This is a genomic window from Alkaliphilus pronyensis (assembly GCF_009017275.1).
Classification (GTDB): domain Bacteria; phylum Bacillota; class Clostridia; order Peptostreptococcales; family Natronincolaceae; genus Alkaliphilus_C; species Alkaliphilus_C pronyensis.
On record NZ_WBZC01000019.1, the window covers coordinates 1 to 25,881 of the forward strand.

The window sequence follows — 25,881 nt, forward strand, 5'->3', positions numbered from 1 at the left end:
TTACGCAGTCTGCCGGTTCTTTTGTTTCGCAAGGAATTCTTACTACACCTCAATTATTTAAATGTAGGGTCAATTTTTTCGTTTCTCTGCACTTCATATGATACTGTAAATCAAAGTAAAGAAAAGAGTTGCCATATGCCAAGACTAACAAGAAAAAAGATTCAAATTGATCTTTATAAAGTGATGCTATAGTGAGCAAATAAATAAGTTTGGGCTATAGGGAATAACGAAACAAATAGCCGTTCCTATGTTTGGCCTGTTTCACTACCTATGTTTCACTATTCAAAAGCCATTTGAGATTTTACCCTTTCAAATGGCTTTATTCATTTGCACACAGCAGCATCTGCTATTTCATATGATAGTATGAAATAGTAAATTGAAAGGGGTATGCTAAAAGTGAACCTATCCAAATTTGAAGATAAACTACCCATCATTAAGAATCTTAAACCTAAAGAGAAACTGGATGGAGTGCCTTATTACAAAATAAGGATGCAGCAATTCAAACAAAAACTTCATAGAGATCTGCCAGAAACAACTGTATGGGGATTCGAAGGGAAGTATCCAGGCCCAATTATTGAGGTTCGAAGGAATGAGTGGATAAAGGTTAAGTGGATAAATGATCTCCCAGAAAAACATTTACTTCCTGTTGATACCACCATACATGGTGCTGAACCCAATAAACCTAGAGTCAGGACTGTCATACATCTTCATGGTGGAGTAGTACGTCCAGAGAGTGATGGATATCCAGATGCATGGTTTACTAAGGGATACAAAATAGTAGGCCCCTATTTCACTAGAAAAATATACGATTATCCAAACAGGCAGCGTGGAACTACACTTTGGTATCATGCCCATGCAATTGGTATTACACGTCTTAATGTATATGCAGGATTAGCAGGACCCTATATCATCCGTGACCCTTTAGAGAAATATCTTAACTTACCTGAAGGACAATATGAAATGCCACTGCTCATTCAAGACAGGTCCTTTAATGATGATGGCTCTCTTTACTATCCAACAGGACCACAACCACCTGTGCCGAATGTTTGTCCTTCTATAGTTCCTGATTTTTTCGGAGATACCATATTAGTGAATGGAAAGGTTTGGCCATACTTAGAGGTTGAACCAAGAAAGTACAGATTTCGAATTATTAATGGTTCAAACTCTAGATTCTATAGAATAAGGCTTTCGTCAGGTCAACCCTTTTATCAAATAGGAAACGATGGAGGCTTGTTGGAAACACCTATTATTGCTAAACAGATATTATTAGCTCCTGCCGAACGTGCCGATGTAATCATCGATTTTTCTAATTTTAGAGGACATAATATAATCATAACAAATGATGCCCCTTCGCCATATCCAAGGGGAAATCCTGTTGATTCTACTAATGAAGGACAAATAATGCAATTTAGAGTATCGCTCCTGCTTTCACAATATGATTTTAGCACAATTCCTTATAGATTAAGCTCAATCATGCCTCTGTTTGAGAAGGATGCAAGATTAACAAGAAACCTTACCCTAGTGAGGGAAACCGATAAATATGGAAGGGCATTTCTGCTTCTTGATGGTAAAAGATGGGATGATCCCATTACAATAAAACCCCTACTGGGTAGTATAGAGGTTTGGAGCTTAATAAATCTTGCCAACTCTACCCATCCGATACACATTCATTTAGTGAATTTTCAAATCCTAGATAGACAGCCCTTTGATGTGGAGCATTATAAAAAAACAAAAAAGATACTTACTACTGGTACAGCAGTATTACCAGAACTAAATGAAAGGGGATGGAAGGATACAGTAAGAGCAAATCCCGGTGAAATCACTAGAATAATCATGAAATTTACTCCATATGTAGGTTTGTATCCATGGCATTGTCATATACTGGAGCATGAGGATCATGAGATGATGAGGCCCTTTGAAATTGTGAATCAAACATTTGATTATTTTCAAAGAATAAATTGAATATATGTTTTTAAAAGGATAAGGGTTTGAAAAGCTTAGACTACATTCATCAAATTCACGACATACTAACTTGGAATAGTCGGTGGTTTTTTTATTCTAAATCCGCAAAATATCAATATACTAATAGTATTTTTGTAATTGTTATTAATGATTGTATTAGTGTTGAACGGTCATAAAAAAACAAGATTGACAACATGTTAGAAGTTAGATATAATTATAACATACCAACCAGTCTGTATGGAGGAGTGCCATGAATACAAGAGATAAGATTTTAAGGATAGCATTTGAGGCGTTTATTGAAAATGGTTTTGAAAGTATTTCATTGAATCAGATTGTAAAACAGTCTGATTTAACCAAGGGTGCTTTTTATCATTATTTTAAGAGTAAGGAAGAATTATTAAATGAGGTTATTGAGAGTTATTTTATTAAATACATTAAAGAAATGACTGGGTCTATAAAAATAAGAAAAGGTTCAACAAAAGATAAATTATTATTTATTGTACATGCAATTGCCTCTAGGCCTGAATATGATGGTGAAAGCATTGTGGATGATCAAGAAAAAAAAATGTTTAACCTCTTTTTATCGGCTTTGAAAAAAGATGAGGGATTAAGGTTGCAATATATAAACAGTAATAAAATGATATTAAGTGTCTTGTTATCTATCTTAGAAGAAGGAATTAAAAATAAAGAAATTAAATCTTCAGTGTGTCCAACTTCCTTTGCAAGCATTATCAATACTCAGGTTAAAGGGACCTTATTTGCATGGATAACAACAGGAGAAGGTCAACTAGAAGAAAATCTAACAAGGAACTTACTTGGTTTGTATGATTTGATTAAGTGTTAAAGCTAAAGGAGGGAAGATTTGATGAATATGTCAAAAATTATTCCAAAGATCAATGATTGTGTAACACCATTAGAAGATGCTATATTACCAAATGAAATGTCAAAGGCAACGCTATCTGTGCCTGGCTTGATTTCCAAGTATTCCAGTGATAAAGTGCCTATACTAAAAAAGATTCCTGTTCTACCCTATATGCTTGGCTGCCTTTATGAAATTAGAAAAAGTTATCGTATTATCAACAACAATCCTTCTAATGTAAAAACAGAATATAATGAGAACATTATAAAAGAGCTAGAGGTTTTTGCTAAGAAGAATGGCATGTCAGAGATAGGATATACAAAAGTTACACCAGAAGTTGTCTTCAAAGATAAATTTGTCCAATATGATAGTGCAATTGTCCTTACAATGGAGATGAATCCAGAAATCATTAAAACTGCCCCATCGAAAAAAAGTATGAAAGAAGTTTTTAGAACATACTATCAACTATGCAGGTTTGCAAATAAAGCTTCCCAATTTCTTCAGAAGTATGGATATGGCGTTCATCCAGGTCCGGCACTTGGGGGAGATACTAACTATGGTTTATTAGCTAGAAATGCAGGTTTAGGAGAAGTGGGAAAGCATGGACTGCTTATAACCAAAATAGAAGGTAGTTCACTAAGAATCGGAAGTGTGTTTACTTCCATGGAACTTAGATATAACACCGAAAACAAATATGCTTGGATTAGAAACTTCTGCAATAGTTGCAACAAATGCGTAAAAGCTTGTCCATCAGGTGCAATATATAAAGAAACAGAAACTGATGAGCTAGGAAGAAAAAAGCATATTGACATTGCTCGCTGTGCTGTTCCATTTGCCAACGAATATGGCTGTACAGTCTGCGTGAAATCTTGCACTTTCTTCAGTAATGACTTTGATAAAATCAAAAAAGGGTATATGAAAAAACATTCTTGAAAAGGTACAAATGAGTTGTTGGGTTTTGATGGTAACTTTACATTGCTATTATTTCACTAGTAAAACCACCATTGCATGTAGTACTGTGCATGAAACTCAGCAATTGTCAGACTGCGTAAAATCAAACTATAAAATAGCATATAAAAACATATGTAGACGTTTAAATTGCAAGGTTTGTATGATGTAGTTAAAGAAAAAAAGGGTTACTAAAAAGAATATATATAGAATGAAAAAATATAAATCAATTATATCTAATGCCGATAGCACTTGACGATATGATAGATGAAAATAGGATTTATAATCATATTGTAACGTCAGTAGGTGTTATATATAATTAAAACATAATATGATTACAGTAGGAGTAGGGAGTTATGATAAATAAAAAAAATAAGTTCAAGTATGTAGTAGCATGTATTGTTATCTTATTAGTTCTAGTACTTACTGTGTATACCCAAAACCTAGTTCTAAAAAGCCATATCGGCACAAATTATTTTAATAATTTTGAAATTATGCAGTATTATTTAGGTTTGGCAATTAAATATTTGGAGCAAGAGGAAGTAACATTAGACATGGCTAATGCTTGTATTAGTTATGTTGATGCTTGGAGTTATACAACGACACTAAAAGGTGATTTTAATAGAACCGTTTTACAGGGCTACTATGACATTAATCGTATTGTAAACGACTATGAGTTTAGGGATGAGGTAACAAATAGATTAAGAGCATACCATAAAGCACTAGAAGTTGAGTTAGAAAATATACGAGATTCTAAAAATAATCATCCTATTACAAAGATTAACGATTTTATTGCGAGATTCACCCCTTTTCCTCGCATTGATGGAAAGATATATTATGATTATTTAACAACAAATCCACAATACCAAAGCAGGTATCAATTTAGTTCACAAATAGGACAGTTGTTAGAAAAAAGATTTAACGAAAACTTAGATTAATCATTTAAATACATTTGGCGTTCAGCAGCATTGCTAACCAATACATGAAAAGCATAAGCGCCATGATATTAGGTAATGTAAGTAAAACTGTTCATAATACAAAAAATTGGTTTCTTTATGGAAAGAATTAGAATTGTATAGTTCTATGTTATAAAGGAGAGGAGCCTTAAAACAGCAAATGATCTACATACTTTCTTGAGGGATCTTTTTAAAGATGCTCTCCAATTAATGCTTGAAGTTGAGATAAATTGCTATCCTTCATTTTAATATTTAGAATTGATTAAGGGACAACTTGTCCCTTAAAAATAATATAAAGGACTAACAAAGATCCTTTATATTTCCTTAAGATATTTAAAAAATTCATCATTATTATCAAATTTTAAGTCTCTAATATATTGTCTAAATAAACCTGTTGGTATATCTTTTCCCTGCTGATGTATGTGAATAGATATTCTTACATATTCCCCACTAATAGTGCCTTTCCACATTACACCTTTTTTCTTACTCTCACACCTTAAACCAAGTGCTTTGCAAACCTTTCCTAAATCCCTGTAACTGCAAACAGCTATAACACTCGCCCCTCTTTCTTAGAAAATTTCATCTAAGTTCAATACTGTAGCTAACTCTTCAAATGTGTTACAATGCTTTATTTTTAGATAATATGGATATAGTTTCTTCATTTCAGGTATTCTCATATATAGCTCTAAATTATCAAAAAAATCCATAACATTGTCCATTAGAAGATCCATAAAAATCTGTAGAGTTTCTTCTTTCGTTTCTCCACTTGCATAAATTTTTATTTCATTAAGACTTAATTCGTATTGATTGGTTGCATCATCAAAACTTATTTCAGTATTGAACCTATATGCACTCAAAATTTGTACTAACTCCCTGGTAGCTAATATTGATACAGTCTCTCCTCCTTTTTTAGCATTACCAGTAATAACTTCTTCAAAATCATTTATTGCTTTTGAAAAAACTTCACTTATGCTGTTTCTTAAGTCCCTTAGCCCTAAAACCTCCTTCTCAAAAACTTGCTTCTCTAAGCAAACTGTCATTTTAAATCCCCCTTTAAACTCATGGAAAAAGTTAGTTTTACTCATTTTTCTCAACCTTTCAATTGTATTATACATTTACATGTACATTATGTCAATAGTGTGCATTATGTACATGTTTAATATTATTCCTTACATTCGGTAAAATATACTATTTTTTTTTAAAAAACAAAAAAAATAAAGGGACATATTGCCTCTTCTGAAACGCGAAACGCAGGGACGGTTCTTTTGTTTCGCATGGGTTTTTTATTACACCTCAACTTTAGCTCCACTTAATTTGAAGCATCGAAACACTTATAGAACACTTAAAAATCAATAATATTAGTAACGCCACTTAGAAAAATTATATTAACTACATAGAATTACAAAATATTACAAATAAAACTGATATAATAGATATATATGCAACAACTTAGCATTTTGAACCGTCACTGTGTTTACCACTACGACTATATTATACTAGGAGTGATTAACCAATGCTTAAATCTTTTTTAAAAATTTTTGTTAAAGAGGTTTTTATACTTGTTCCTGTATACATATTAGTTTATATATTAAGTAGCTTTTTTATTTATATTTTTCAATCTTATGTTTCTATGGAAGATTTTTTTGATAAGATATATGAATCATTTTTTTTAAACGAAGGATATTTACATCATTTTAAAATATGGTTAGGAGTTTTTGTGGTAAGTTTATATGTTGATTTAATAAAGGAATTTGGAGATAAGGATCGTCAACACACAAAAAATACATGATACATATCATATGTTTTTGTGTGTTTTTATAATAAAAAGTTTACTGCTAAAACCTTTAATGGAATAGAAGTTGTAACATCAGAATATATTGGTAATTACAATTATGGTTTTACAGGAGAAATGATTTTTTCTCTTTCTATTTTATACACAGGAGGAGAATTTGCAGGTGGACATTTATTCACTCCAGAAGGTATGGATGATAGAAGTGCAATTGAAGCTGGTCATGATGATGCAGTTGATAACTGGTAAAATATAAAAGTTATTAATACATAGATATAGCAAAGTAATATTTAAAACTTAAAATATTACTTTGCTATATTAAATTTAATAATATATAATATAATCAAATTAAGGAGACTATATTATTAAGAAATTTTTAAAAATAAATAGTGTAAGTTTTATATTAGGATTATTCTTTTTTATATTTTCAGTATTAAATTTGAATATATATCGGATTAATAGATTAAGTAATATTGATGTAAATATATTAGATTTAGTTTTTAAATTTATTTATATATTTATTATTATTTTAATTCCATATTTATTATTTTTACTTATTAAATTCCATTTAAATTTAAGGGGTTTGAATTATATATATATTTTCCTATGGATTCCTTATTTTTTTATTATGTTTAATTTATTTTTTGCTTTTTTCCCGATAGTTAATCCGCAAGAAATGCCTACACCTGGCGGCGGAATACTTATAATGGTTTCTTCTGTATTTTATTGTATGTATTTATTTATTATTATTTGTAACTTAAATAATAAACTTAATTACTAATATAGCCCTTTGGTTACAACTAAAGCGCTATATTAATTTAACATATAGCTAAATTAGTTACTTAACAACCGTTTCCTAAGATAAAAACAATAGACTTTAGCGGCATATCCTAGGAGCAAAAAAAGCCCCTGTGGTATTCCAGGTTCTATTGGTTTTATCTTTTTTTGTGCTACTTTTTCATTGGCGAAGGGCCAAAACAAGGGGATAGTGTTTAATAGAAACGCAGGGAGGGTTCTTTTGTTTCGCAACTCACTATATTTTACCTTTTTGTGTTTTAACATAATATGTAACTATTGACTAAAAACCATCTTAGCTATAAGATACATTAACGAAGCAAGAAGCAATCCAAAAGATATTAGATAAGCATTCATTGCAAATCTAACATTTTTTGCATTATTCCTTCTAGCAAAAAATATATATAAAACTGCTACCACTATAACTGCCCTCAAAACTTCAAACAAGACAATCAACTCCATAGAATTAATTATAAATATGAGCACATCGCTTAGTGATGTGCTCATAAACTAATTATAATTTATAACATGTCCTTAATACTGTCAATAGTTGCATTACAGTTGTGGATATTAGCAAAAGCTACTGCACCTTTAGTTATATAAGAACCTAGACTCAAAGCTACATCTGTTAAAGTGAAAAGCGCAGTTAAAAAGTGACAACAACTCCGTCCACTCGACATATTCTTTTGACTATCTATAACTATTATGGTAATATTCATTTTAGAATTATATCATACAGTAAACGGAGGAAAGATAATGAACTACAATGAAGCACTTGAATACATCCATGGTACCTATAAGTTTGGTAGTAAGCTTGGTTTAGAAAACATTAAATACCTATTGAAGCTGTTAGGTGAACCACAAAAGGATTTGAAAATAATACATTTAGCCGGTACAAATGGAAAGGGATCAACTGCATCCTTTATTAGTCAGGTTTTAGTAGAGGCTGGATATAGAGTAGGGCTTTATACCTCTCCCTATCTTGAAGCCTTTACTGAAAGAATAAGAATTAATGGGGCAAACATACCAGAAGAAAAGCTTGCTGGGGTAACGGCTATTGTAAAGGATAAAATTGAAATAATGGTTAAAGAGGGTAAGAACCATCCAACAGAGTTTGAGGTTGTAACCGCTATAGCCCTTTATTACTATGCCCAAGAAAAAGTTGACTATCTTGTTTTAGAGGTTGGTCTTGGTGGTAGGCTAGATGCAACAAATGCTATAGATAAGCCGTTGGTTTCAGTTATTACTCCTATAGGTTACGATCACATGGAATATTTAGGGGATACTTTAGATCAAATAGCCTTTGAAAAGGGAGGCATTATAAGGGAAAATGGTATTGTAGTAGCCTATCCACAAGAGGATGAAGCATCAAAGGTTATAAAAAACATCTGTCAGGAGAGGAAAAGTGATTTAATTGTTGCTTCTTTTGACCACCTACAAATAGCTAAATCATCAATAGAGGGGCAAGAGTTTACTATAACTGTTATGGATAAAACCTATAGCAACGTGAGAATTGCCTTAATAGGTAAACATCAAATATATAATAGTATTTTAGCCTTAACAGTTATTGAGGTGTTAAAGACCTACTATAACATTGCAATAGATGATGCCTCCATCTACAGTGGACTTTTAAATACAAGATGGCCTGGTAGACTAGAGCTAATGAAGGAAAAGCCTTTAACAATAATTGATGGAGCCCATAACATTCACGGTGCTGAAGCTTTAAGTAAGACTATAAAAGATCAGCTGAAGGGCTATTCAATAACTCTAGTTATTGGAATGCTTAAGGATAAAGATGTTGAAGGCTTTCTTGAAAAAATAATACCTTTGATTGACAGAGTTGTACTGACAAAGCCTGATAATCCCCGTGCTATGGAGCCACAACACCTGGCGGAAAAAACTCTAAGGTATAACAAGACCCATTATATTGAAGTAGAAATACCCGAGGCTATAGAAATGGCCTTTAAAATAGCAAAACCTAATGAAGCAATAGTTATTGCAGGTTCATTATATATGATTGGTGAAGCAAGAAGAAATATTAGAGAAAAGTACTAGCATAAATCCCCTTAACATCAACAATAAAACTATTATCACATATTTATATGTTCCTCATAAGATAGGTATATAGATTAGAGTTATAGGTGATGTTTTATGGATTGATGATGAGGTGATGGGATGAATGATTTATCTTTAGGCAACTTAATAGTGGCTAACTTTTTTGACGACTCAATATCAATTGTTGACCCTATTAAAGGAAAGGAACAAAGAAGAATATCTCTAAATCAGTATGGTAAAGTTTACCCACTTGAGAGACTAGGTCCTCATCATATAGCAGTTGACAGATGCTTAAAGTATTTATATGTTCCAAATAACTTCAATAATAGCTTGAAAATAATAGATTTAATTACAGGTGCTCCTAAAGAGATACTTTATGTAGGTAGCTGCCCTAGTCAGGTAATACTTTGTAGAAAATACAACTATATTTATGTTGCTAATTCCGATTCTAACAGTGTAACAGCTATCCATTTAGATACTTTAAAAGTAGCACTACAAATACCAACTGGAGAGCATCCCCATGGTATGGTTATGACTACAGATCAGGAAAGGATATTTGTTGCAAATCAAGGCTCAGGTACTATAACTGAAATAACAACAAAAAACAATGAGAAGAAGAAATGTCATTCATTAGATGGCAACCCCTGGCATTTAAAATTAAGCTATAACGGAAAACATTTATACGCAGTACATTATAGCCACCTATATGAAAGAAAGGGTAAGATTTTTATATTTGATGTTGACGAAATGAAGCTAATTAAAACTATTAATATAGGAAAGATGCCAGTAGAGGTAGTGGCAGATAAAAATAATCAAACCTTATATATTAGTGATTCAGATATGGATATTCTTCACATATACTCTCTTGAAAAGGACAGAGAGGAAGGGCGAATTAAGCTTGGTAAAATGCCCCATGGAGTGGAAATCAACTATGATAAAGATGAGGTTTATGTAACCAGTATTCATGAAAACCTATTGCATGTAATAGACACTGTGAGCAAAAGAATAGTTAAAAGCATTTCAGTTGGTAAAGAGCCAACAAGTATTTTAGTTTTGTAGCTTAATTATGAAGGTAATTATAAAGGGTATAAGTATTTTCCCCATTATAATTACCTTTGTTTGTTTACTTAATTTATAAGAAGATTAATAATTTTTCCATAAGTATTTTGTGCTTTTTTTCTCCAATTATCACAAATAAGCTTAGCCTGTTTATTACTTGATACATTCAACTCCATACTGAAAATTTGTTGCTGATTTTCTATAACCTTTAAAGTCACTAAATATTCAGTATCATTCTTTTTAATATAATCAGCCTTTATTTCAGAGCTTTTTTTTAATTCCTCCTTAGCTGTACCAAGAATCCCATTTATTCTGTTAATGCTAGATTGGGGTATTCTATCAGCAAAATATTTTAAGGTGTTTTTACCCTTTTCAGTTATACTAAAATACTGTAGGTTATCCTTAGCTTCTTCAGTTATAAATTCGGCATCCTTTAACTCAGCTAAAAACTGTTGAAGCATAAAATAATTCATTAGGTCATTTTTTAGTATAAAGTCTGTTGTCTGTGAATGGGTTATAGGCATATCAAATTTATCAAAAATATATAATAGCAATAGCTTTTTTTCTGCCAATTGTTGAGATGAATTTACAAACATTTTATAGTCCTCCTTCAGTAAGTATATCTCTATAATAGTTTAATTCATTTTCCCATTTATTAAAAGACTTTCTGTTAGATAATAATATACTAAAAACCACAAAAAAGTAAAAAAGAAGACACTAAATCATATAGTGCCTCCTTTTTTAACATCTTTATTTATTATTACTCATTGTTCTTTCAGCATATTCTACTAACCGCTTTGTCATATATCCACCAACATAACCATTTTGTCTTGAGGTTAATTCCCCTTTGTCCATACTTTCATAGTCAGTTAAGCCTAATTCATTTGCTATCTCCAGCTTCATTTGATTAAGTGCTTGACGAGCTTCTGGTACAACGATACGATTATTTCCGTTACGTGCCATGAATTATTCCTCCTCTACCCTTAATCTAACAACAGCCTTAGTGCTGTTGTACTTATAGTTTAACCATTAAAAGCATTAATATGTTGACAGTAAATTGAGCTACTAAAAAATAATGGAAGCAAATATATAGTTAAGCTACAGCAAATCTTTGTGTTATAATTATGGAAGGAGCTGATTAGCGTGAATAAACAGGAAAAGCTGACACAATTTTTAAATAATGAAGGTATCGTAAAGGTAGGCTATAGTTTTTTAGAAGATCAATTGCCTAATGAATTTAAACACTTAAAAAGTGGAATTACAATAGTAGCTAGATTATCAGACCAAATTATTAGCGATATAGATCCAGAAAATGGACCAACCCACACCTATTTTCATCACTATAGAACCGTCAATACCTTTATAGACCAAGTGGCTTTAAAAGTCACTAATCTTTTACAGCAGTGGGGTTATTTAGCAATGGCAATTCCAGCCTCTCAATCTATTAACAAGGATGGCTGGAGGTATAATAGCTTATTTCCCCATAGGACAGCTGCAACCAAGTCAGGCATTGGTTGGATAGGAAAAAACTGCTGTTTAATAACTGAAGAATATGGCCCCAGAATAAGATTAGGAACAATTTTAACAAATATGGAGCTTCAGTACAACCAACCAATTGATACCTCAAAGTGCTCTAGCTGCAACATATGTGTTGAAGCATGTCCTGCCAATGCATTAACAGGAGCAACTTGGAGTGCTGGTATGTCTAGAGAAGATATTTTTGACCCTGCTATTTGCAGTAAACATATGCATAAAAAGTATCAACACATTGGTAGAGGCGCAGTCTGTGGTATATGCTTAAAGGTATGTCCAAGAGGAAATGGTGTATTAAGAAAATAGGGTAGAAATAACTACCCTAAGTCAATTTGTCTTCAAATTGTCTTTTTACATTCTTTCTATTTCCATGCTGATGAGAACTCTCTAATTGGGATTGTTGTGACTTTGCTTCCCTATGAAAGTGTCTTTCTTCAAACTTGAAGGTTTTTGCACTTTCTTCTCTACGGTCACCTTTAATATTGGTCCATTGACTTTTTCTGATAGACATGAAATCACCTCTTATAATATTATGCTCTTAAACTAAATAATTAATTATAGTTTAATAATGTAAAAAAATTCAAAAATTTTTGTCATATTCAAACACATTTGAGGGGGATGGACATGAAAAGAATAGCTTTTATAGCTTTAGCCTTAATTACTGTTATATTATTTACAGCTGCATGTCAAAGTAACGTTGATAACAATTCTGACCAACCTGTTGTTATAGAGGATAACCAGCAGAAAGGTGATGAAGTGAAAAATCAAGAGGAAGAAACACAGGAAGAAATAGAGAAAGAAACACAGGAAGAAATAGAGGAAGAAACAGAAGAAAATACAGTTAAAGAAATTGATTTAGAGGTAGTTAAACCAAATGAAGCAGGAGAAGTAATGGTTTTAATGTATCATCATATAAAAGAGCCAGAAGCAGAATGGTCAAGGACTCCAGATAATTTTAGAAGGGATTTAAAGGAGCTATATGATAGAGGTTTTAGACCTATTAGTCTATACGATTATGCAACAGGAAATATTACTACAGAGGCTGGAATGACACCATTAGTTATTACCTTTGATGATGGTAATCAGAATAATTTTAATATGATAGAAGATGAAAATGGAGAGTGGATAATAGATCCAGATTGTGCAGTGGGCATACTTGTGGCTTTCAATGAAAGGTATCCTGATTTTCCTTTAGAGGCAACTTTTTATATTAATGGCGGAGTTCCATTTGGACAAAAGGAGTTTGTTGAATATAAGCTTAATTATATAGTAGACAAGGGAATGGATATTGGTAACCATACCATTACCCATGTTAATTTTACAAATACAACACCACAAATAATACAAGAGGAAATAGGAAAACTAAGCAAATTTATAAAAGAATATTTACCAAACTACGAAGTTAATACTCTAGCATTGCCCTTTGGATCTAAGCCATCAAATAAAGAATGGCATAAGTATCTAGCTGAGGGTGAGTATGAGGGTGAGAACTATGAGAATGTAGCGATTTTAGAAGTGGGATGGGACCCATATCACTCTCCTTTTAGCAATAATTTTAATCCCTTAAAAATCCGTAGGGTTAGGGGTAGTGAAACAAAGGTAGATGGAGTGGGCTTATATGATTGGTTAAAGGCATTTGATGAAGGAAAGCGACTACGTTATATAAGTGACGGTGACCCCAATTATATCTCTGTACCAGAAGAGTATAAAAATTCCGTTTCAGATAGTAAAAAACAACAACTAATCAGAACCTATTAAAAAAGTATGGAGGCAAGCATGAGGAAAATAATATTGATAATGCTCATTATGTTTACTTTAGTAGGATGTTCAAAAAACACAATTTCTAATAATGAAAGCAATTATGAAGAAATAAGTAGCTTGAAGGAACAAATGGCAGAAAAGGATAAGGAAATACAAAGATTAATAAACTGCTGGAGGATAGAGAGTTTTATATAGATAACGATAATGAGCTGATTAATTACTATGTCAGCTATATTGAGTCCTCTAAATACACTGAACACACTGACAGCAGCATATATAAATTAGCCTGGAGACTAAATGATAATTCTTACATTATACTTAGAGAGGTTGTAGGTAAAGGTGAGAGTGAATTAGTTTATGAAGATAATAACATGTATACATTTAAGGTTACAGATGACGAGGATTTAATTGCAATTTCCTTTTATAATAAAGATAGAAGCATTGACAGATTAAAGCTTGTAGATACTGAAGGAACTATCCAAAAGGAGTATAGTATTGAAGATTTTTATAAAAACGATGATTCAGATGAAAAAATGAACATATATATTAATGATTTTTCAATAGATAATTCAGTGCTTTGGGGTGGTATTGGTGGTGACTTGGATGTTTTTTTACAATTTATAATTCATTTAGAAGATGGAAGAATTGAAATAATAGATTATAATAAGTATGAAGAGTATATACAGAAATACCCATATGTAAATTAGTTTTTAAATGACAAGTTAGCACTTTAATGGAGAGAGTGCTAACTTTTTGTTGACATAAATTTCTTATAGTTGTATCATAGTTTTGTATAAGGCTATGGCATAAAAATAATATAGAAAAGAAATGATGTATTCGGCTTTAATTAACAAGAATGAGAAGGAGTGGTTTTTATGAGTAAGCAAAAGGGTAGCCTGTCTATACATAGTGAAAACATATTCCCTATAATTAAAAAATGGTTGTACTCAGATCAAGACATTTTTATTAGAGAGTTAGTATCCAATGGATGCGATGCTATTACAAAGGTTAAGAGGTTAGATACCTTTGGGGAGGCAGATTTGAGTGGAGAGACAAACTTCTACGTTAAGGTTGTTTTAGATAAGACAGCGAGAACACTAAAGTTTATTGATAATGGTATAGGCATGACGGATGACGAGGTCAAAAAGTATATAAATCAAATTGCATTTTCTGGTGCAGAGGATTTTCTAAACACCTATAAGGATAAGGGTGATAAGGATCAAATAATTGGGCATTTCGGCTTAGGCTTCTATTCAGCCTTTATGGTGGCAGATAGGGTGGATATTGATACATTATCCTTTAAAAAAGAGGCTGAGGCTGTTAAATGGAGCTGTGATGGTGGAACAGAATTTGAAATGGAAAAGGGAGACAAGCTAGATAGAGGAACAGAGATAACACTTCATTTAGGAGAAGAAGGTGAAGACTTCTTAAATGAATATACTGTTAGATCAACTATTGAGAAATACTGTTCTTTTATGCCATATCCAATCTTTTTTGATGTAGCAGATAAGGAGCCAGAAAAAGATAAAGAAGGTAATATAGTTGTTGAAGAGCCAAAGCCTTTAAATGACATTGAGCCCCTGTATTTAAAACAGCCTAACAGCTGTAAAGATGAAGATTATAAGGAGTTTTATAGAAGCACCTTTAAAGATTTTAAGGAGCCACTATTCTGGATTCACCTGAATATGGATTATCCATTTAATTTAAAGGGTATTCTTTACTTTCCTAAACTAAATACGGGATTTGATACATTGGAGGGACAAATTAAGCTATACAATAACCAAGTGTTTATTGCAAATAATATAAAGGAAGTAATTCCAGAGTTTTTACTGCTGTTAAAGGGAGTTATAGACTGTCCAGACCTCCCATTAAATGTATCTAGGAGCTTTCTTCAAAATGATGGGTCAGTAAGAAAAATATCTGACTATATTACTAAAAAGGTTGCAGACAAACTGAATCAGTTGTTTAAATCAGAACGGCAGCAATACGAAAAGTTTTGGGATGATATAAGCCCATTTGTAAAATTTGGATCATTAAAGGATGAAAAATTTTATAAAAAGGTGGATTCAATAATACTATATAAAACCATTAATAACAAGTATACCACAGTGGAAGAATATCTCTCAGGTTTAGAAGGAAAGCTGGAGAATCAAGTATATTACGTAACTGATAAAATACAGCAATCCCAATATATTAAATTAATTAAGGAAAATAATTTAGATGCTGTTATACTAGACCACCACATTGATTCAGCCTTTATATCCTATGTAGAAGCTCAAAAAGATAACTTAAGCTTTAAAAGAGTTGACTCCGACATAGCAGAGCTTATAAAGGATAAAGAAGCAATAGAAGGTGAAGAGGATAAAAACCAAACTGAAGGCCTATTATCCATTTTTAAAAAAGCACTAAACCGAGAGGATTTAAAGGTGAAGCTTGAGAGCTTAAAGTCTGATGATGTTGCTGGTATGATTATCCTTTCAGAAAACAGCAGAAGAATGCAGGATATGATGAAGATGTATAGCATGAATGGCATGGATATGGGGGCTATCCCTAGTGAAGAAACCCTAGTACTAAATAAAAAGCACCCACTTATAAGCTACCTAATTAATAATAATGAGGAAGGGTCAGATAAAGCTAATATGATAGCTCAACAGGTGTATGATTTAGCGATGATTAGCCACAGAACTTTATCTCCCGACGATATGAGTAGCTTTATTAAAAGAAGTAATGAGATTATGAAGCATTTAATTTCATAAAGATAAGAAGCTTCTATTTGATAGGAGCTTCTTTTATTTCCTGTCTATAATACATCTTTGAAGCTTCAAGCTGATTTAAGAACAATGGAATAGAAGGGTTAGTATTTGATTTTTTCCATGCAATAACTAGCTCATCCTCAGCCTGTTCCCCTTCAATATCAATAAAACGAAGACTAGGGCTTGACTGAAGCTTTAAGCTATTGGGAAGTATAGCAATTCCCATTCCCGAATCAACCAGTAATAATACAGTTTGAATAAGCTTTGGTTCACTTACTATGTTTGGGTTAAAGCCATTATTGGTACACATAAGCAAAGTTTTGTTAAAGCCTTGAGGCGACTCATGTCTATTGAGGACTATAAAGCTTTCATCTGCTAAAGCCGAAAGGGAGATGCTTTTTTTATCTGCAAGGGGGTGATCACAATGCATTACAACAGATATTGTTTCTGTAAAGATATGCTTGCTTTTTAAGCCACCAATATTATCAACCCCAAAGGATAGAGTAAAGCCCACATCTAATTCACCGTTTTTGAGGCCCTCTATTAATAAGCCATGGTTTAATTGGTTTAATTGAAGCTCAACCTTTGGATAGTTGCGTCTAAACTCTCTAATTAAATAGGGAAGAAAATCCTTTTCTGTATAGCCTATAAAGCCTGCCTTTAAATTACCAATAATTCCTAGATCAGCCTGACGAGTTTTTTCTATAGCCTCCTCACTTTTATTTACAAGACCAATTGCCTCCTTAAGAAGCACTTCACCGGCATTAGTTAGTCTTACCGATCGCTTATTTCGAGTAAAGAGCTGTACGCCAATTTTTTTTTCTAAATCTGCAATTTGTTGACTTACTGCCGATTGAGCTATAAATAGCTGCTTAGATGCTTCAGTGAAGCTTAGATGCTCTGCAACAGCAATAAAGTAACGGAGCTGTCTAATATCCATAATCTACCCCCAATCTAATAGTAGTAAAATATATAAAAATAATATCATTTATATCTGTTTTAATCAATATAAATAAGTTTTACTTATTACTATAATAGCATTATTGTATTTCACAATGTAAGAAATATTCTGTATTCTATAACTAAGAATAAATTTTATACACTCAAATAATATTTGAATTTGGTAAAAATTACAAAATACAAAGCAAAGGGAGGTATTAGCATGGCTAAGGTAGAGGTACTAAAGGAATACTGTAAAAGTTGTAGTCTTTGTATTGATATTTGCCCTAAAAAGATACTTGCTATAGGAGACAAAGCCAATAAAAAGGGATACTTTACAGTTATTTGTGAAGATCAAGAGAAATGTATTGGATGTGCCCTGTGTGCAACAGTCTGTCCCGATGTAGCAATAGAGGTTTATAAATAATGGTAGGAAGGAGCTGAAATTTAGATGGAAAAAGTGTTATTGAAGGGTAATGAAATAATTGGTGAAGCCGCCATTCGTTCTGGATGTAAATTGTTTTTTGGTTATCCTATCACACCATCAACAGAGGTGGTAGAGTACTTGTCAAAGCATTTACCAAAGCAAGGTGGAACTGTGTTACAAGCAGAAGATGAAATTGGAGCTATAAACATGTGCTATGGAGCAGCCTGTACAGGCTCAAGGGTTATGACTGCATCATCAAGCCCAGGTGTTAGCTTAAAGCAAGAGGGGATTTCTTATAGTGCTGCAGTTGGTTTACCTATGGTTATTGTAAACGTTAACAGGTGTGGTCCTGGATTAGGTGGACTTGGTCCGGCTCAATCAGATTATTTTCAATCGACAAGAGGTGGAGGCCATGGAGATTATAGAACTATCGTTTTAGCACCTTCAAAGGCTCAAGAGCTTTACGACTATACAATGCTAGCATTTGATTTGGCTGATAAGTATAGAAACCCAGTATTACTATTAACAGATGGATTTTTAGGACAAACTATGGAGCCAATTGTATTAAAGGAAAGACCTGAGGCACCAGTGGTTGATAGAGATTGGATTGTTGATGGATGTAAAGGAAGAAAGAAGCGGGTTTTAGCCAGCTATTCCTTGACTAATGAAATAGGTGAAGCAAATAATCTTAAGTGGGAAGCTAAGTATAAGGATATACAAGAAAAGGAACAGCACTGGGAAGAATTCCATACTGAGGACGCAGAATACCTTTTAGTTAGCTATGGTACAACAGGTAGAATATGCAAGAGTACTGTTTTGAATGCACGTGCTAAGGGAATAAAGCTTGGTTTAATTAGACCTATTACCTTATGGCCATTTCCAGTAAAGGCATTTGCTCCACATATGGATAAGGTTAAAGGCATAGTTACAGTAGAGCTTAATACAGGTCAAATGATAGAAGATGTTAAGCTTACTGTAGAATGTAAAATGCCAGTTTACCTATACCGTAGACAGGGTGGTATGCTACCTACAGAAAATGAAATATTAGATTTTGTAGAAAATAAATTTAGTTTATCTGGATCAGAGGAGGTGTAGGAATGAAAAAAGTGTTTACTAAAACTAAAGGCTTAACAGATGTTCCTTTTTCATTCTGCCCAGGATGTACACATGGAATAATCATGAGACTTATTGCAGAAACTATGGAGGAACTAAATATTATTGAAGATACAATAGGTATCTCTCCTGTAGGGTGTGCAGGCTTTAGTCAGGATTTCTTTAGCTGTGACTTTGTGGGAGCAGCCCATGGTAGAGCTCAAGCAGTGGGAATAGGTGTTAAAAGAGCCCTTCCAGATAGGGTAGTTTTCACATATCAAGGTGATGGTGACATTGCTGCTATAGGAACACAGCATGCTATTCATTCCGCTGCTAGAGGAGAAAAGATAACTTCTATTATGGTAAATAACGCAATATTTGGCATGACCGGAGGACAAATGGCCCCCACAACCCTTGAGGGTATGAAAACAAAAACCAGTCCCTATGGTAGAGACATTGAATCAACTGGTTTCCCTATTGATTTACCTAAGGTTATTGCTAATCTGCCGGGTGCTGTTTATGTAGCCTCTGTATCTGTAGATTCACCAAAGAATATTGCTCAAGCTAAAAAGGCAATAAAAAGGGCTTTTCAAGTACAGCTGGCAGGACTTGGCTTTGCATTTGTCAGTGTTTTATCAACCTGTCCAACTAATTGGGGAATATCACCTGTAGACAGCTTAAAATGGTTACGGGAAAATATGATGCCAATATATGAAATGGGCGAGCTAAAGGTAACAGAGGAGGTAAAAAGCTTATGATGGATAAAGTAATCATTGCTGGATTCGGTGGACAGGGGGTTATGTTCCTAGGAAAGGTTATGACCTATGCTGGAATGGGCTCTAATCTTGAGCTTTGCTGGATACCCTCCTATGGACCAGAAATGCGTGGTGGAACTGCCAACTGCTCAGTAATTCTTTCTGATGAAGAAATATATTCACCTGTTATTGACTTTGCTGATGCTGCTATTGTTCTTAATAAACCAGCCTACGAGAAGTTTGCACCTCGTGTTAAGCCTGGTGGAGTATTAGTAGTTAACTCCTCCTTAGCCCAGCTAGAAAATCCTAGAGAAGATATTACAATAATTGAAATACCAGCAACAGATATGGCAAATGAAATAGGAAACACAAGTATTGCAAATATGGTTTGCTTAGGGGCACTGCTTCCACACCTTAAACTAATTGATTTACCGAAGGTTGAGAAGGCGATGGATGAATTAGTTGCTAAGAGAAGACCAGAATTATTAGATACTAACCTATTGGCTATCAATAAAGGTATAGCATATAAAAAATCCTAAAGTGTTTTAGGGACTAAGAGCCCATAATGACTTTGTTATCATTGTGGGCTTTACTTTTTAATAATTATCAAAATATATTTTAGGAGGGTTGACTATGGAGCAGAGTATTATTGATAACACAAAGGGAAAAAAAGGGGATATTAGAGGGTGTTTAGCAGTACTTGGTAGTACCTTTGCTATATTTCTTCCAGGTTCATTAGTGTTCGGATTTCCAGGTTTAATGGGTTCTATATGGAAGGAAATGCTGCAAATTGAATCTGGTGCCCTTGGCTATGTAATGTTTTTCATGCTAGCATCTTTAGGTGTTTTTATGTTTTTTGTAGGAAAATGGACAACAACAATCGGTGTAAGAAAGCTTATGATGATAGGAACAATCATAACAAGCTTAGCAACCCTTATGATTGCCTTTGTTGCAAATATATGGATGATTTACTTATGGGCATTTTTAGTTGGTGGAGCCTCATGCTTTATCTACTCTCCAGGTATAAACAGTGTTCAAAGATGGCATCCGCAAAAAAGAGGTCTTGTGTCGGGTATTGTAAACTTAACCTTTGGTATATCTGCTGCAATTATGGTGCCTATCTTTAGAATTATGATAGAGGCAGTGGGCTATCAAACACTATGTATAGCATTGGCAATAATAACATTAATAGTAGGTTTAATAGCTTCTCAATATACGGAAATACCAGAAAAGGTTAAGGGTAGTCAAACACAACAAAGAAAAACTGCTGAAGCATCAAATAAAGTCAGTGAGGGTGATTTTACACCAAGGGAAGCAATTAAAACCAAAAGCTTTTGGTTGATTTGGAGTGTGTGGGCTCTAATGGGGGCTGCTGGTGTTACAATGGTGACCCTATCGGTTAATCTAGGACTTTCTCGAGGCTTCGATTTAGCTGCTGCTGCTACTATCTTAACTGCATATAATTTAACCAATGGTATTAGTAGATTAGTATCAGGAGCAATTTCAGATGTAATAGGTAGAAAAGTAACCTTGGCCATTACCTTTGTTGCTGCTGGAATAGCCTATATGATTCTTCCCTATGCCTATAGCTTAGGGGTTTTATCAATACTTGCAGCCATGATTGGATTTGGCTATGGGACTTTATTTTCCTGTTCTGCACCAATGATATCCGATTGCTTTGGATTAAAGAATTTTGGAATAATACTAGGCCTAGTGTTTACTGCCTATGGATTTATTGCAAGTATAATTGGTCCTGCCGTTAGTGGATATATACTTACGGTAACAAATAATAATTATACTGCTGTGTTTAACTATTTGGCTGTATTTTGTATAATATCAGCTGTACTAATAATGCTTGTTAAGAATCCAAAGAAGAAGGAGAGTACAGCGTAAGTTTCAGCTATCCACTCTATTTTTTAAAAGAATAGGGAGTATCCTTTATAATAAAGTTCACACACTTTACTATTAATGGAAAAATAGGTAGCAAAACTATAGTTGTTGCTACATTAAATAGTGTATGACTATGTGCCAGCTGTCTAGCTAAATTGAAGGGGGCAATAATTATAGCTATTTTATTTAGGGGCTGTAAAAATGGATATATTATAACAGCCCCTAGAGTATTAAATATTAAATGGATTATGGCAGCTTTTTTGCCAGCCCTACTTAGATTAATGCTGGCAATTAAGGTTGTAACACAGGTGCCAATATTTAAGCCTAACAGAATAGGAATTGCGGCAGAAACAGTAATACTTTTACTAACTGTCATAGACTGTAAAAGTGCAACCCCTGTACTACTACTCTGTATTATTGCAGCAGTAGAAAAACCCATTAGTATTCCTAAAAAAGGTCTGTCCCCCACCTCAATCATAATCCTTTGAAGGGGTATGATATGCTGAAGAGGCTGTAGACCCTCACCCAATAGATTAATACCAATAAACAATAATCCTAAGCCCATCATGGTTTCACCAAACAAAAACAGTTTTTTGTTTTTAGTCTTAATTATTGTACAAATTAATCCACTCAACAGTAGTATTGGAGCTATGGTACCTATCCTAAAGGCTATTAGCTGGGCTGTTATTGTAGTACCAATATTTGCCCCCATAATCATTGGTGTTACCTGATATATTGATAGAACACCTGCCTCTACAAGCCCCACCATAATTATGGTTGCACTACTGCTTGACTGTAGAAACATAGTGGTTATAATACCAATTAATAGCCCTATAAATGGGTTTATGTTTAAGCCCTTTAGCCTAGCTTTCAATTGTTTAGAAATTAAATGTTTAAGTCCAATGGTAAGAAGTCGCATACCAAGCAAAAACAATGAAAGACCTGTAATACATAAATATATAATATTATTCAACTGGTATCCCTCCTTCATAAAATATATTGGAGAGATTTGTTTTTAATTACCTCTTATGGTGTGAAACAAAATACAAATAAAGTTTTTGTTGACTCAATACAGGAAATAACATATAATAGCAGTGAAAAACAACAAAAGGAGCTTGTTTTATGTTGGTGACTGTTCTTAACAAGTAATTGAATATTGGTAAGGAAGATGGAAAAATCTGTTGCTATAGCATCAGGTCAATTTTGTGTACTTCTTCTTAACCAATCATTGTTAGGAACACAGGCTCAATTTATATTTTCAGTACAACTTGTCCGTGTTTAAACACGGCTTTTTTTGGTTGTTGTATGAAAATTATATTATTTTTTTATTGTATTATATACAATAGGCTTAGCCGTAGATGAGTGTGTTCATTTACGGCTTTTTATATGTTAAAAATGAAGGAGGATGCTAGAATGAATAAAACAGCAATTGAGCTACTAGAATATGGAAGGATTAAGGGAAAACTTAAGGAGTATACACTTTCAGAGCTAGGGGCTGAACTAGTAGATAAACTTCAGCCACAATTCAACAAAAGAATTATAGAAACATGGCTTAAGGAAACTACAGAGGCAAAGTCTATATTAAATATTACATCTGCAGTACCTATCCATAGCCTTAAGGGTATGGATAAGCTAACAGAAAAGTTTGGTAAGGGCATGGTTCTTCAAGCTACAGACCTAGCTGCCCTATGTGATTTTTTAGAAAACAGTAGTAAAATGAAAAAATTTATGAAAAATGCAATGGACACTGCTCCATTAGTTACAAGTTATGGTCTTTCAATTTACGATATTGAAGAATTAGTAGAAGAAATTAATAGATGTATAAGAGGAAATTCAGTTATTGACAAAGCCACCACCTCTTTAGCTAAAATAAGAAAGAAAATTGCAATATTAGAAGAAAGAATGAAAACTAAGCTGGATAGTATAGTCAAATCTATGGGAAACAATGAATATTTACAGGATAATTTGGTTTCTGTAAGGGATGGCAGATATGTTATTCCTGTTAAAAGAGAGCATTCAAAATCTATAAATGGAGAAGTACTAGATCGTTCCAACACTGGTTCTACAGTTTTCATTGAGCCTAAGGAGGTAAAAAAGCTACAAAATCAGCTGAATCAGATGAAAATTGAGGAGGAGCAAGAGGAATATAAAGTCTTATCACAGCTAACAGCACTAGCAGAAGGATATACAAAGGAAATTTCTATAAATATTGAAATTATGGCTAACTATGACTTTATTTTTGCTAAGGGTAAGCTCAGTAGATATATGGAAGGAAATACAGTTACTCTAAATAATAATAAATGTATTTGTATTAAAAAGGGTAAGCATCCTCTAATAGGTAAGGAAGCAGTACCACTAAACTTTAGCATTGGCGATGATTACCATAGCCTTGTTATTACTGGTCCAAACACTGGAGGAAAGACAGTTGTTTTAAAAACTGTAGGCTTAATGTGTATGATGGTTCAATCGGGACTACATGTACCTGTGGCCGAGGGTAGTCAGTTTTCTATATTTAAAAACATTTTAGTGGATATAGGTGATGGACAAAGCATTGAACAGTCATTGAGCACTTTTTCTTCACATTTAAAGAACATTATTTATATTCTTCAAGAGGTATCACCACAAACATTAGTAATAGTTGACGAATTAGGTTCGGGCACAGACCCAGGTGAAGGGATGGGCCTTGCTATATCAATTTTAGAAGCCCTAAGTAGTAATGGAGCAACCACCTTAGCAACAACCCACTATAGCGAAATTAAAGAATTTGCTGACAAAACACATGGCTTTGAAAATGGTTGTATGGAGTTTGATATTAACAGCCTAAAACCAACCTACAAATTAAAAATTGGTAGAGCTGGTGAGAGTAATGGGTTCTTGATAGCTCTACGATTAGGAATGAGCTCTGAGCTTATTAAACGAGCACATGAGATAACCTATAAAGAAATAAAGGATTATAATGATTATAAATTTACAGCCCCTATTGAAAATGAAGTCCAAATGCCTAAAACAGAAAATGCAGTTAAGGAAAAAGCATATGATGAAGCAAAGGATAAAGCATATGATGAAGCAAAGGATAAACTTGAAACCAAGAAAAAAGTAGTTGGTAAATTTAAGGTGGGTGACTGTGTCTTTATTAGTAGCCTAAACAGAACAGGAATTGTATGTGAACAGGCTAATCATAAGGGTGAAGTAGGTGTAATGGTGATGAAGAAAAAGCTTAAAATAAATCACAAAAGATTATCCTTATACATTGAAGGAGATGAGCTTTACCCAGAGGATTACGATATGGATATAGTTTTGGAAAGCAAAGAAAACAGAAAAAAGAAAAAGACCCTGAGTCGTAAGTTTGTAAGGGACCTTCAAATTCATTCATAAATGCAAGCTCCTCGAATAAACTTGTATAAAGCAAATTTTGTAGGAGGAATAGACATGAAGGTATGGGTGTTTTCTAAAAGATCGGTGGTGGGCACTGCACTATTATTGGTTGTTTTATTGGTGGGGATCATCTACCTCCTTAATCTGGGTAGTGATGTAGTGGAGGTATTTGCTCCCAAAAGGAAACTACCTATTTATAGTGTAGAAACATCTGAAAAGGTTGTTGCCATTAGCTTTGATGCAGCTTGGGGGGATGACTTTACAGATGATATATTAGATACATTAGATAAGTACAATGTTAAAACTACATTTTTCCTAGTTGGATTTTGGGTAGATAAATATCCCGATTGGGTAAAGGAAATCCATGAAAGGGGCCATGAAGTAGGTAACCATTCCTCTACTCATCCCCATATGTCGAAGCTTAGTAAGGAGAATATTATTAAGGAATTGCAAACTACTGGAGATAAAATAAAAAGCATAACAGGAATACAACCAACAGTATTTAGACCACCCTTTGGAGACTACAATAACTTGTTAATAGAGACAGCCGAAGAGCTGGGCTACTATACAATTCAATGGGACGTAGATTCTCTGGATTGGAAAGAAATGGGAGTACAGCCTGTGGTGGATAGGGTAACTAGAAATGTTAAAGATGGCTCGATTGTTTTATTTCATAACAATGCAAAGCATGTGGCAGAATTTTTACCTATGATTTTAGAAAGACTACAAGAACAGGGCTATAAAATTGTACCGATATCTCAGCTAATAATAAAAGAAAACTATAGAATGGATCCTTCAGGTAGACAGATACCAGATGCATGAAGAAAACGTGCCATTAGCTGCAAGTGTGTCTCGCCTTAAGAAGATTTTGTGTTTTGTGTTGAATATATTTTATCTACATAATCCACACTATAATTATCTTAAGCTTCATCA

General features: G+C 33.4%; 27 protein-coding genes. 20 read left to right on the forward strand and 7 right to left on the reverse strand.

The window, feature by feature from the left end; genetic code table 11:
- The first annotated feature begins 396 nt into the window (after positions 1-396).
- The 4 genes from F8154_RS06170 (at position 397) to F8154_RS06185 (ending at position 4,707) form a co-directional block, all read left to right on the forward strand.
- Positions 397-1,962: a multicopper oxidase family protein gene (locus F8154_RS06170; protein WP_151860737.1), complete on the forward strand. Its 1,566-nt coding sequence runs from the start codon at positions 397-399 to the stop codon at positions 1,960-1,962.
- Between the two features lie 250 nt (positions 1,963-2,212).
- Positions 2,213-2,806, forward strand: coding sequence for a TetR/AcrR family transcriptional regulator (locus F8154_RS06175; protein ID WP_151860738.1), 594 nt, complete (start codon positions 2,213-2,215; stop codon positions 2,804-2,806).
- Positions 2,807-2,827: 21 nt separating this feature from the next.
- A complete protein-coding gene (locus tag F8154_RS06180) occupies positions 2,828-3,754 on the forward strand; it encodes a 4Fe-4S dicluster domain-containing protein (RefSeq protein WP_151860739.1) in 927 nt (308 codons plus the stop codon).
- Positions 3,755-4,125: 371 nt separating this feature from the next.
- Positions 4,126-4,707, forward strand: coding sequence for a hypothetical protein (locus F8154_RS06185; protein WP_151860740.1), 582 nt, complete (start codon positions 4,126-4,128; stop codon positions 4,705-4,707).
- A gap of 587 nt (positions 4,708-5,294) precedes the next feature.
- On the opposite strand, the gene F8154_RS06190 is transcribed toward F8154_RS06185, so the two are convergent.
- Positions 5,295-5,765, reverse strand: a complete 471-nt coding sequence (locus tag F8154_RS06190; RefSeq protein WP_192930179.1) for a hypothetical protein — start codon at positions 5,763-5,765, stop codon at positions 5,295-5,297.
- A 473-nt stretch (positions 5,766-6,238) separates the two neighbouring features.
- Here F8154_RS06190 and F8154_RS06195 point away from each other — a divergent pair, with 473 nt between their 5' ends.
- Both F8154_RS06195 and F8154_RS06200 read left to right on the forward strand, forming a co-directional pair.
- Positions 6,239-6,514 carry a hypothetical protein gene (locus tag F8154_RS06195; protein ID WP_151860742.1) on the forward strand — a complete coding sequence of 92 codons (276 nt, stop codon included), beginning with the start codon at positions 6,239-6,241 and terminating at the stop codon, positions 6,512-6,514.
- Positions 6,515-6,532: 18 nt separating this feature from the next.
- Positions 6,533-6,763, forward strand: a complete 231-nt coding sequence (locus F8154_RS06200) for a polymorphic toxin type 44 domain-containing protein (RefSeq protein ID WP_192930180.1) — start codon at positions 6,533-6,535, stop codon at positions 6,761-6,763.
- Positions 6,764-7,585: 822 nt separating this feature from the next.
- Here F8154_RS06200 and F8154_RS15040 read toward each other — a convergent pair.
- The gene (locus F8154_RS15040) at positions 7,586-7,756 is read right to left on the reverse strand and encodes a hypothetical protein (protein ID WP_192930181.1); all 171 of its coding nucleotides are present in this window, start codon (positions 7,754-7,756) and stop codon (positions 7,586-7,588) included.
- A gap of 309 nt (positions 7,757-8,065) precedes the next feature.
- Between F8154_RS15040 and F8154_RS06205 the strand changes: the two genes are divergently transcribed.
- Positions 8,066-9,364, forward strand: coding sequence for a bifunctional folylpolyglutamate synthase/dihydrofolate synthase (locus F8154_RS06205; RefSeq protein WP_151860744.1), 1,299 nt, complete (start codon positions 8,066-8,068; stop codon positions 9,362-9,364).
- Between the two features lie 120 nt (positions 9,365-9,484).
- Positions 9,485-10,423, forward strand: a complete 939-nt coding sequence (locus F8154_RS06210; RefSeq protein WP_151860745.1) for a YncE family protein — start codon at positions 9,485-9,487, stop codon at positions 10,421-10,423.
- Between the two features lie 68 nt (positions 10,424-10,491).
- On the opposite strand, the gene F8154_RS06215 is transcribed toward F8154_RS06210, so the two are convergent.
- Positions 10,492-11,019, reverse strand: coding sequence for a DUF4364 family protein (locus F8154_RS06215; protein ID WP_151860746.1), 528 nt, complete (start codon positions 11,017-11,019; stop codon positions 10,492-10,494).
- A 154-nt stretch (positions 11,020-11,173) separates the two neighbouring features.
- Complete coding sequence (locus F8154_RS06220; RefSeq protein ID WP_151860747.1) at positions 11,174-11,386, reverse strand: alpha/beta-type small acid-soluble spore protein; 213 nt, start codon at positions 11,384-11,386, stop codon at positions 11,174-11,176.
- A gap of 180 nt (positions 11,387-11,566) precedes the next feature.
- Between F8154_RS06220 and F8154_RS06225 the strand changes: the two genes are divergently transcribed.
- Complete coding sequence (locus tag F8154_RS06225) at positions 11,567-12,262, forward strand: 4Fe-4S double cluster binding domain-containing protein (protein ID WP_151860748.1); 696 nt, start codon at positions 11,567-11,569, stop codon at positions 12,260-12,262.
- 16 nt (positions 12,263-12,278) lie between these two features.
- Here F8154_RS06225 and F8154_RS06230 read toward each other — a convergent pair whose 3' ends face one another.
- Positions 12,279-12,467 carry a hypothetical protein gene (locus tag F8154_RS06230; protein ID WP_151860749.1) on the reverse strand — a complete coding sequence of 63 codons (189 nt, stop codon included), beginning with the start codon at positions 12,465-12,467 and terminating at the stop codon, positions 12,279-12,281.
- Positions 12,468-12,580: 113 nt separating this feature from the next.
- Here F8154_RS06230 and F8154_RS06235 point away from each other — a divergent pair, with 113 nt between their 5' ends.
- The 4 genes from F8154_RS06235 to htpG all read left to right on the forward strand — a co-directional run bounded on the left by F8154_RS06235 (position 12,581) and on the right by htpG (position 16,473).
- The gene (locus F8154_RS06235) at positions 12,581-13,714 is read left to right on the forward strand and encodes a polysaccharide deacetylase family protein (protein ID WP_192930182.1); all 1,134 of its coding nucleotides are present in this window, start codon (positions 12,581-12,583) and stop codon (positions 13,712-13,714) included.
- Between the two features lie 18 nt (positions 13,715-13,732).
- The gene (locus F8154_RS06240; protein ID WP_151860751.1) at positions 13,733-13,912 is read left to right on the forward strand and encodes a hypothetical protein; all 180 of its coding nucleotides are present in this window, start codon (positions 13,733-13,735) and stop codon (positions 13,910-13,912) included.
- A gap of 176 nt (positions 13,913-14,088) precedes the next feature.
- Positions 14,089-14,424 carry a hypothetical protein gene (locus tag F8154_RS06245; protein WP_151860752.1) on the forward strand — a complete coding sequence of 112 codons (336 nt, stop codon included), beginning with the start codon at positions 14,089-14,091 and terminating at the stop codon, positions 14,422-14,424.
- 168 nt (positions 14,425-14,592) lie between these two features.
- Positions 14,593-16,473 (forward strand): molecular chaperone HtpG, encoded by a 1,881-nt coding sequence (htpG, locus tag F8154_RS06250; protein ID WP_151860753.1) that lies wholly within the window; start codon positions 14,593-14,595, stop codon positions 16,471-16,473.
- A gap of 13 nt (positions 16,474-16,486) precedes the next feature.
- On the opposite strand, the gene F8154_RS06255 is transcribed toward htpG, so the two are convergent.
- A complete protein-coding gene (locus tag F8154_RS06255; RefSeq protein WP_151860754.1) occupies positions 16,487-17,410 on the reverse strand; it encodes a LysR family transcriptional regulator in 924 nt (307 codons plus the stop codon).
- A 222-nt stretch (positions 17,411-17,632) separates the two neighbouring features.
- On the opposite strand from F8154_RS06255, the gene F8154_RS06260 reads away from it, so the two are divergent.
- The 5 genes from F8154_RS06260 (at position 17,633) to F8154_RS06280 (ending at position 21,576) form a co-directional block, all read left to right on the forward strand.
- The gene (locus F8154_RS06260) at positions 17,633-17,836 is read left to right on the forward strand and encodes a 4Fe-4S dicluster domain-containing protein (RefSeq protein ID WP_192930183.1); all 204 of its coding nucleotides are present in this window, start codon (positions 17,633-17,635) and stop codon (positions 17,834-17,836) included.
- 24 nt (positions 17,837-17,860) lie between these two features.
- Positions 17,861-18,931, forward strand: coding sequence for a 3-methyl-2-oxobutanoate dehydrogenase subunit VorB (gene vorB, locus F8154_RS06265; protein ID WP_151860755.1), 1,071 nt, complete (start codon positions 17,861-17,863; stop codon positions 18,929-18,931).
- Positions 18,932-18,933: 2 nt separating this feature from the next.
- Entirely contained in the window at positions 18,934-19,686 is a 753-nt protein-coding gene (locus tag F8154_RS06270; protein ID WP_151860756.1) for a thiamine pyrophosphate-dependent enzyme, read from the forward strand.
- Positions 19,683-20,222: a 2-oxoacid:acceptor oxidoreductase family protein gene (locus tag F8154_RS06275; protein WP_151860757.1), complete on the forward strand. Its 540-nt coding sequence runs from the start codon at positions 19,683-19,685 to the stop codon at positions 20,220-20,222. Before F8154_RS06270 ends, F8154_RS06275 begins: the two co-directional genes overlap by 4 nt.
- A gap of 94 nt (positions 20,223-20,316) precedes the next feature.
- Positions 20,317-21,576, forward strand: a complete 1,260-nt coding sequence (locus F8154_RS06280) for an MFS transporter (RefSeq protein ID WP_151860758.1) — start codon at positions 20,317-20,319, stop codon at positions 21,574-21,576.
- Between the two features lie 16 nt (positions 21,577-21,592).
- Here F8154_RS06280 and F8154_RS06285 read toward each other — a convergent pair whose 3' ends face one another.
- On the reverse strand, positions 21,593-22,546 hold the full coding sequence (locus F8154_RS06285) for a Na/Pi cotransporter family protein (protein WP_151860759.1): 954 nt from the start codon (positions 22,544-22,546) through the stop codon (positions 21,593-21,595).
- Between the two features lie 440 nt (positions 22,547-22,986).
- Between F8154_RS06285 and F8154_RS06290 the strand changes: the two genes are divergently transcribed.
- Together F8154_RS06290 and pdaB are read left to right on the forward strand one after the other, a co-directional pair.
- Complete coding sequence (locus F8154_RS06290) at positions 22,987-24,948, forward strand: endonuclease MutS2 (protein WP_151860760.1); 1,962 nt, start codon at positions 22,987-22,989, stop codon at positions 24,946-24,948.
- Positions 24,949-25,002: 54 nt separating this feature from the next.
- Positions 25,003-25,770, forward strand: a complete 768-nt coding sequence (gene pdaB / locus F8154_RS06295) for a polysaccharide deacetylase family sporulation protein PdaB (protein WP_151860761.1) — start codon at positions 25,003-25,005, stop codon at positions 25,768-25,770.
- Positions 25,771-25,881: the final 111 nt, after the last annotated feature.

Excerpts from the sequence above, each read along its gene's own strand:
- F8154_RS06175 (WP_151860738.1), top strand. The coding sequence starts at position 2,213 with ATGAATACAAGAGATAAGATTTTAAGGATAGCATTTGAGGCGTTTATT.
- F8154_RS06180 (WP_151860739.1), top strand. The coding sequence starts at position 2,828 with ATGAATATGTCAAAAATTATTCCAAAGATCAATGATTGTGTAACACCA.
- F8154_RS06185 (WP_151860740.1), top strand. The coding sequence starts at position 4,126 with ATGATAAATAAAAAAAATAAGTTCAAGTATGTAGTAGCATGTATTGTT.
- F8154_RS06190 (WP_192930179.1), bottom strand. The coding sequence starts at position 5,765 with ATGACAGTTTGCTTAGAGAAGCAAGTTTTTGAGAAGGAGGTTTTAGGG.
- F8154_RS06195 (WP_151860742.1), top strand. The coding sequence starts at position 6,239 with ATGCTTAAATCTTTTTTAAAAATTTTTGTTAAAGAGGTTTTTATACTT.
- F8154_RS06205 (WP_151860744.1), top strand. The coding sequence starts at position 8,066 with ATGAACTACAATGAAGCACTTGAATACATCCATGGTACCTATAAGTTT.
- F8154_RS06210 (WP_151860745.1), top strand. The coding sequence starts at position 9,485 with ATGAATGATTTATCTTTAGGCAACTTAATAGTGGCTAACTTTTTTGAC.
- F8154_RS06215 (WP_151860746.1), bottom strand. The coding sequence starts at position 11,019 with ATGTTTGTAAATTCATCTCAACAATTGGCAGAAAAAAAGCTATTGCTA.
- F8154_RS06220 (WP_151860747.1), bottom strand. The coding sequence starts at position 11,386 with ATGGCACGTAACGGAAATAATCGTATCGTTGTACCAGAAGCTCGTCAA.
- F8154_RS06230 (WP_151860749.1), bottom strand. The coding sequence starts at position 12,467 with ATGTCTATCAGAAAAAGTCAATGGACCAATATTAAAGGTGACCGTAGA.
- F8154_RS06235 (WP_192930182.1), top strand. The coding sequence starts at position 12,581 with ATGAAAAGAATAGCTTTTATAGCTTTAGCCTTAATTACTGTTATATTA.
- F8154_RS06240 (WP_151860751.1), top strand. The coding sequence starts at position 13,733 with ATGAGGAAAATAATATTGATAATGCTCATTATGTTTACTTTAGTAGGA.
- F8154_RS06245 (WP_151860752.1), top strand. The coding sequence starts at position 14,089 with ATGTATACATTTAAGGTTACAGATGACGAGGATTTAATTGCAATTTCC.
- htpG (WP_151860753.1), top strand. The coding sequence starts at position 14,593 with ATGAGTAAGCAAAAGGGTAGCCTGTCTATACATAGTGAAAACATATTC.
- F8154_RS06255 (WP_151860754.1), bottom strand. The coding sequence starts at position 17,410 with ATGGATATTAGACAGCTCCGTTACTTTATTGCTGTTGCAGAGCATCTA.
- F8154_RS06260 (WP_192930183.1), top strand. The coding sequence starts at position 17,633 with ATGGCTAAGGTAGAGGTACTAAAGGAATACTGTAAAAGTTGTAGTCTT.
- vorB (WP_151860755.1), top strand. The coding sequence starts at position 17,861 with ATGGAAAAAGTGTTATTGAAGGGTAATGAAATAATTGGTGAAGCCGCC.
- F8154_RS06270 (WP_151860756.1), top strand. The coding sequence starts at position 18,934 with ATGAAAAAAGTGTTTACTAAAACTAAAGGCTTAACAGATGTTCCTTTT.
- F8154_RS06275 (WP_151860757.1), top strand. The coding sequence starts at position 19,683 with ATGATGGATAAAGTAATCATTGCTGGATTCGGTGGACAGGGGGTTATG.
- F8154_RS06280 (WP_151860758.1), top strand. The coding sequence starts at position 20,317 with ATGGAGCAGAGTATTATTGATAACACAAAGGGAAAAAAAGGGGATATT.
- F8154_RS06290 (WP_151860760.1), top strand. The coding sequence starts at position 22,987 with ATGAATAAAACAGCAATTGAGCTACTAGAATATGGAAGGATTAAGGGA.
- pdaB (WP_151860761.1), top strand. The coding sequence starts at position 25,003 with ATGAAGGTATGGGTGTTTTCTAAAAGATCGGTGGTGGGCACTGCACTA.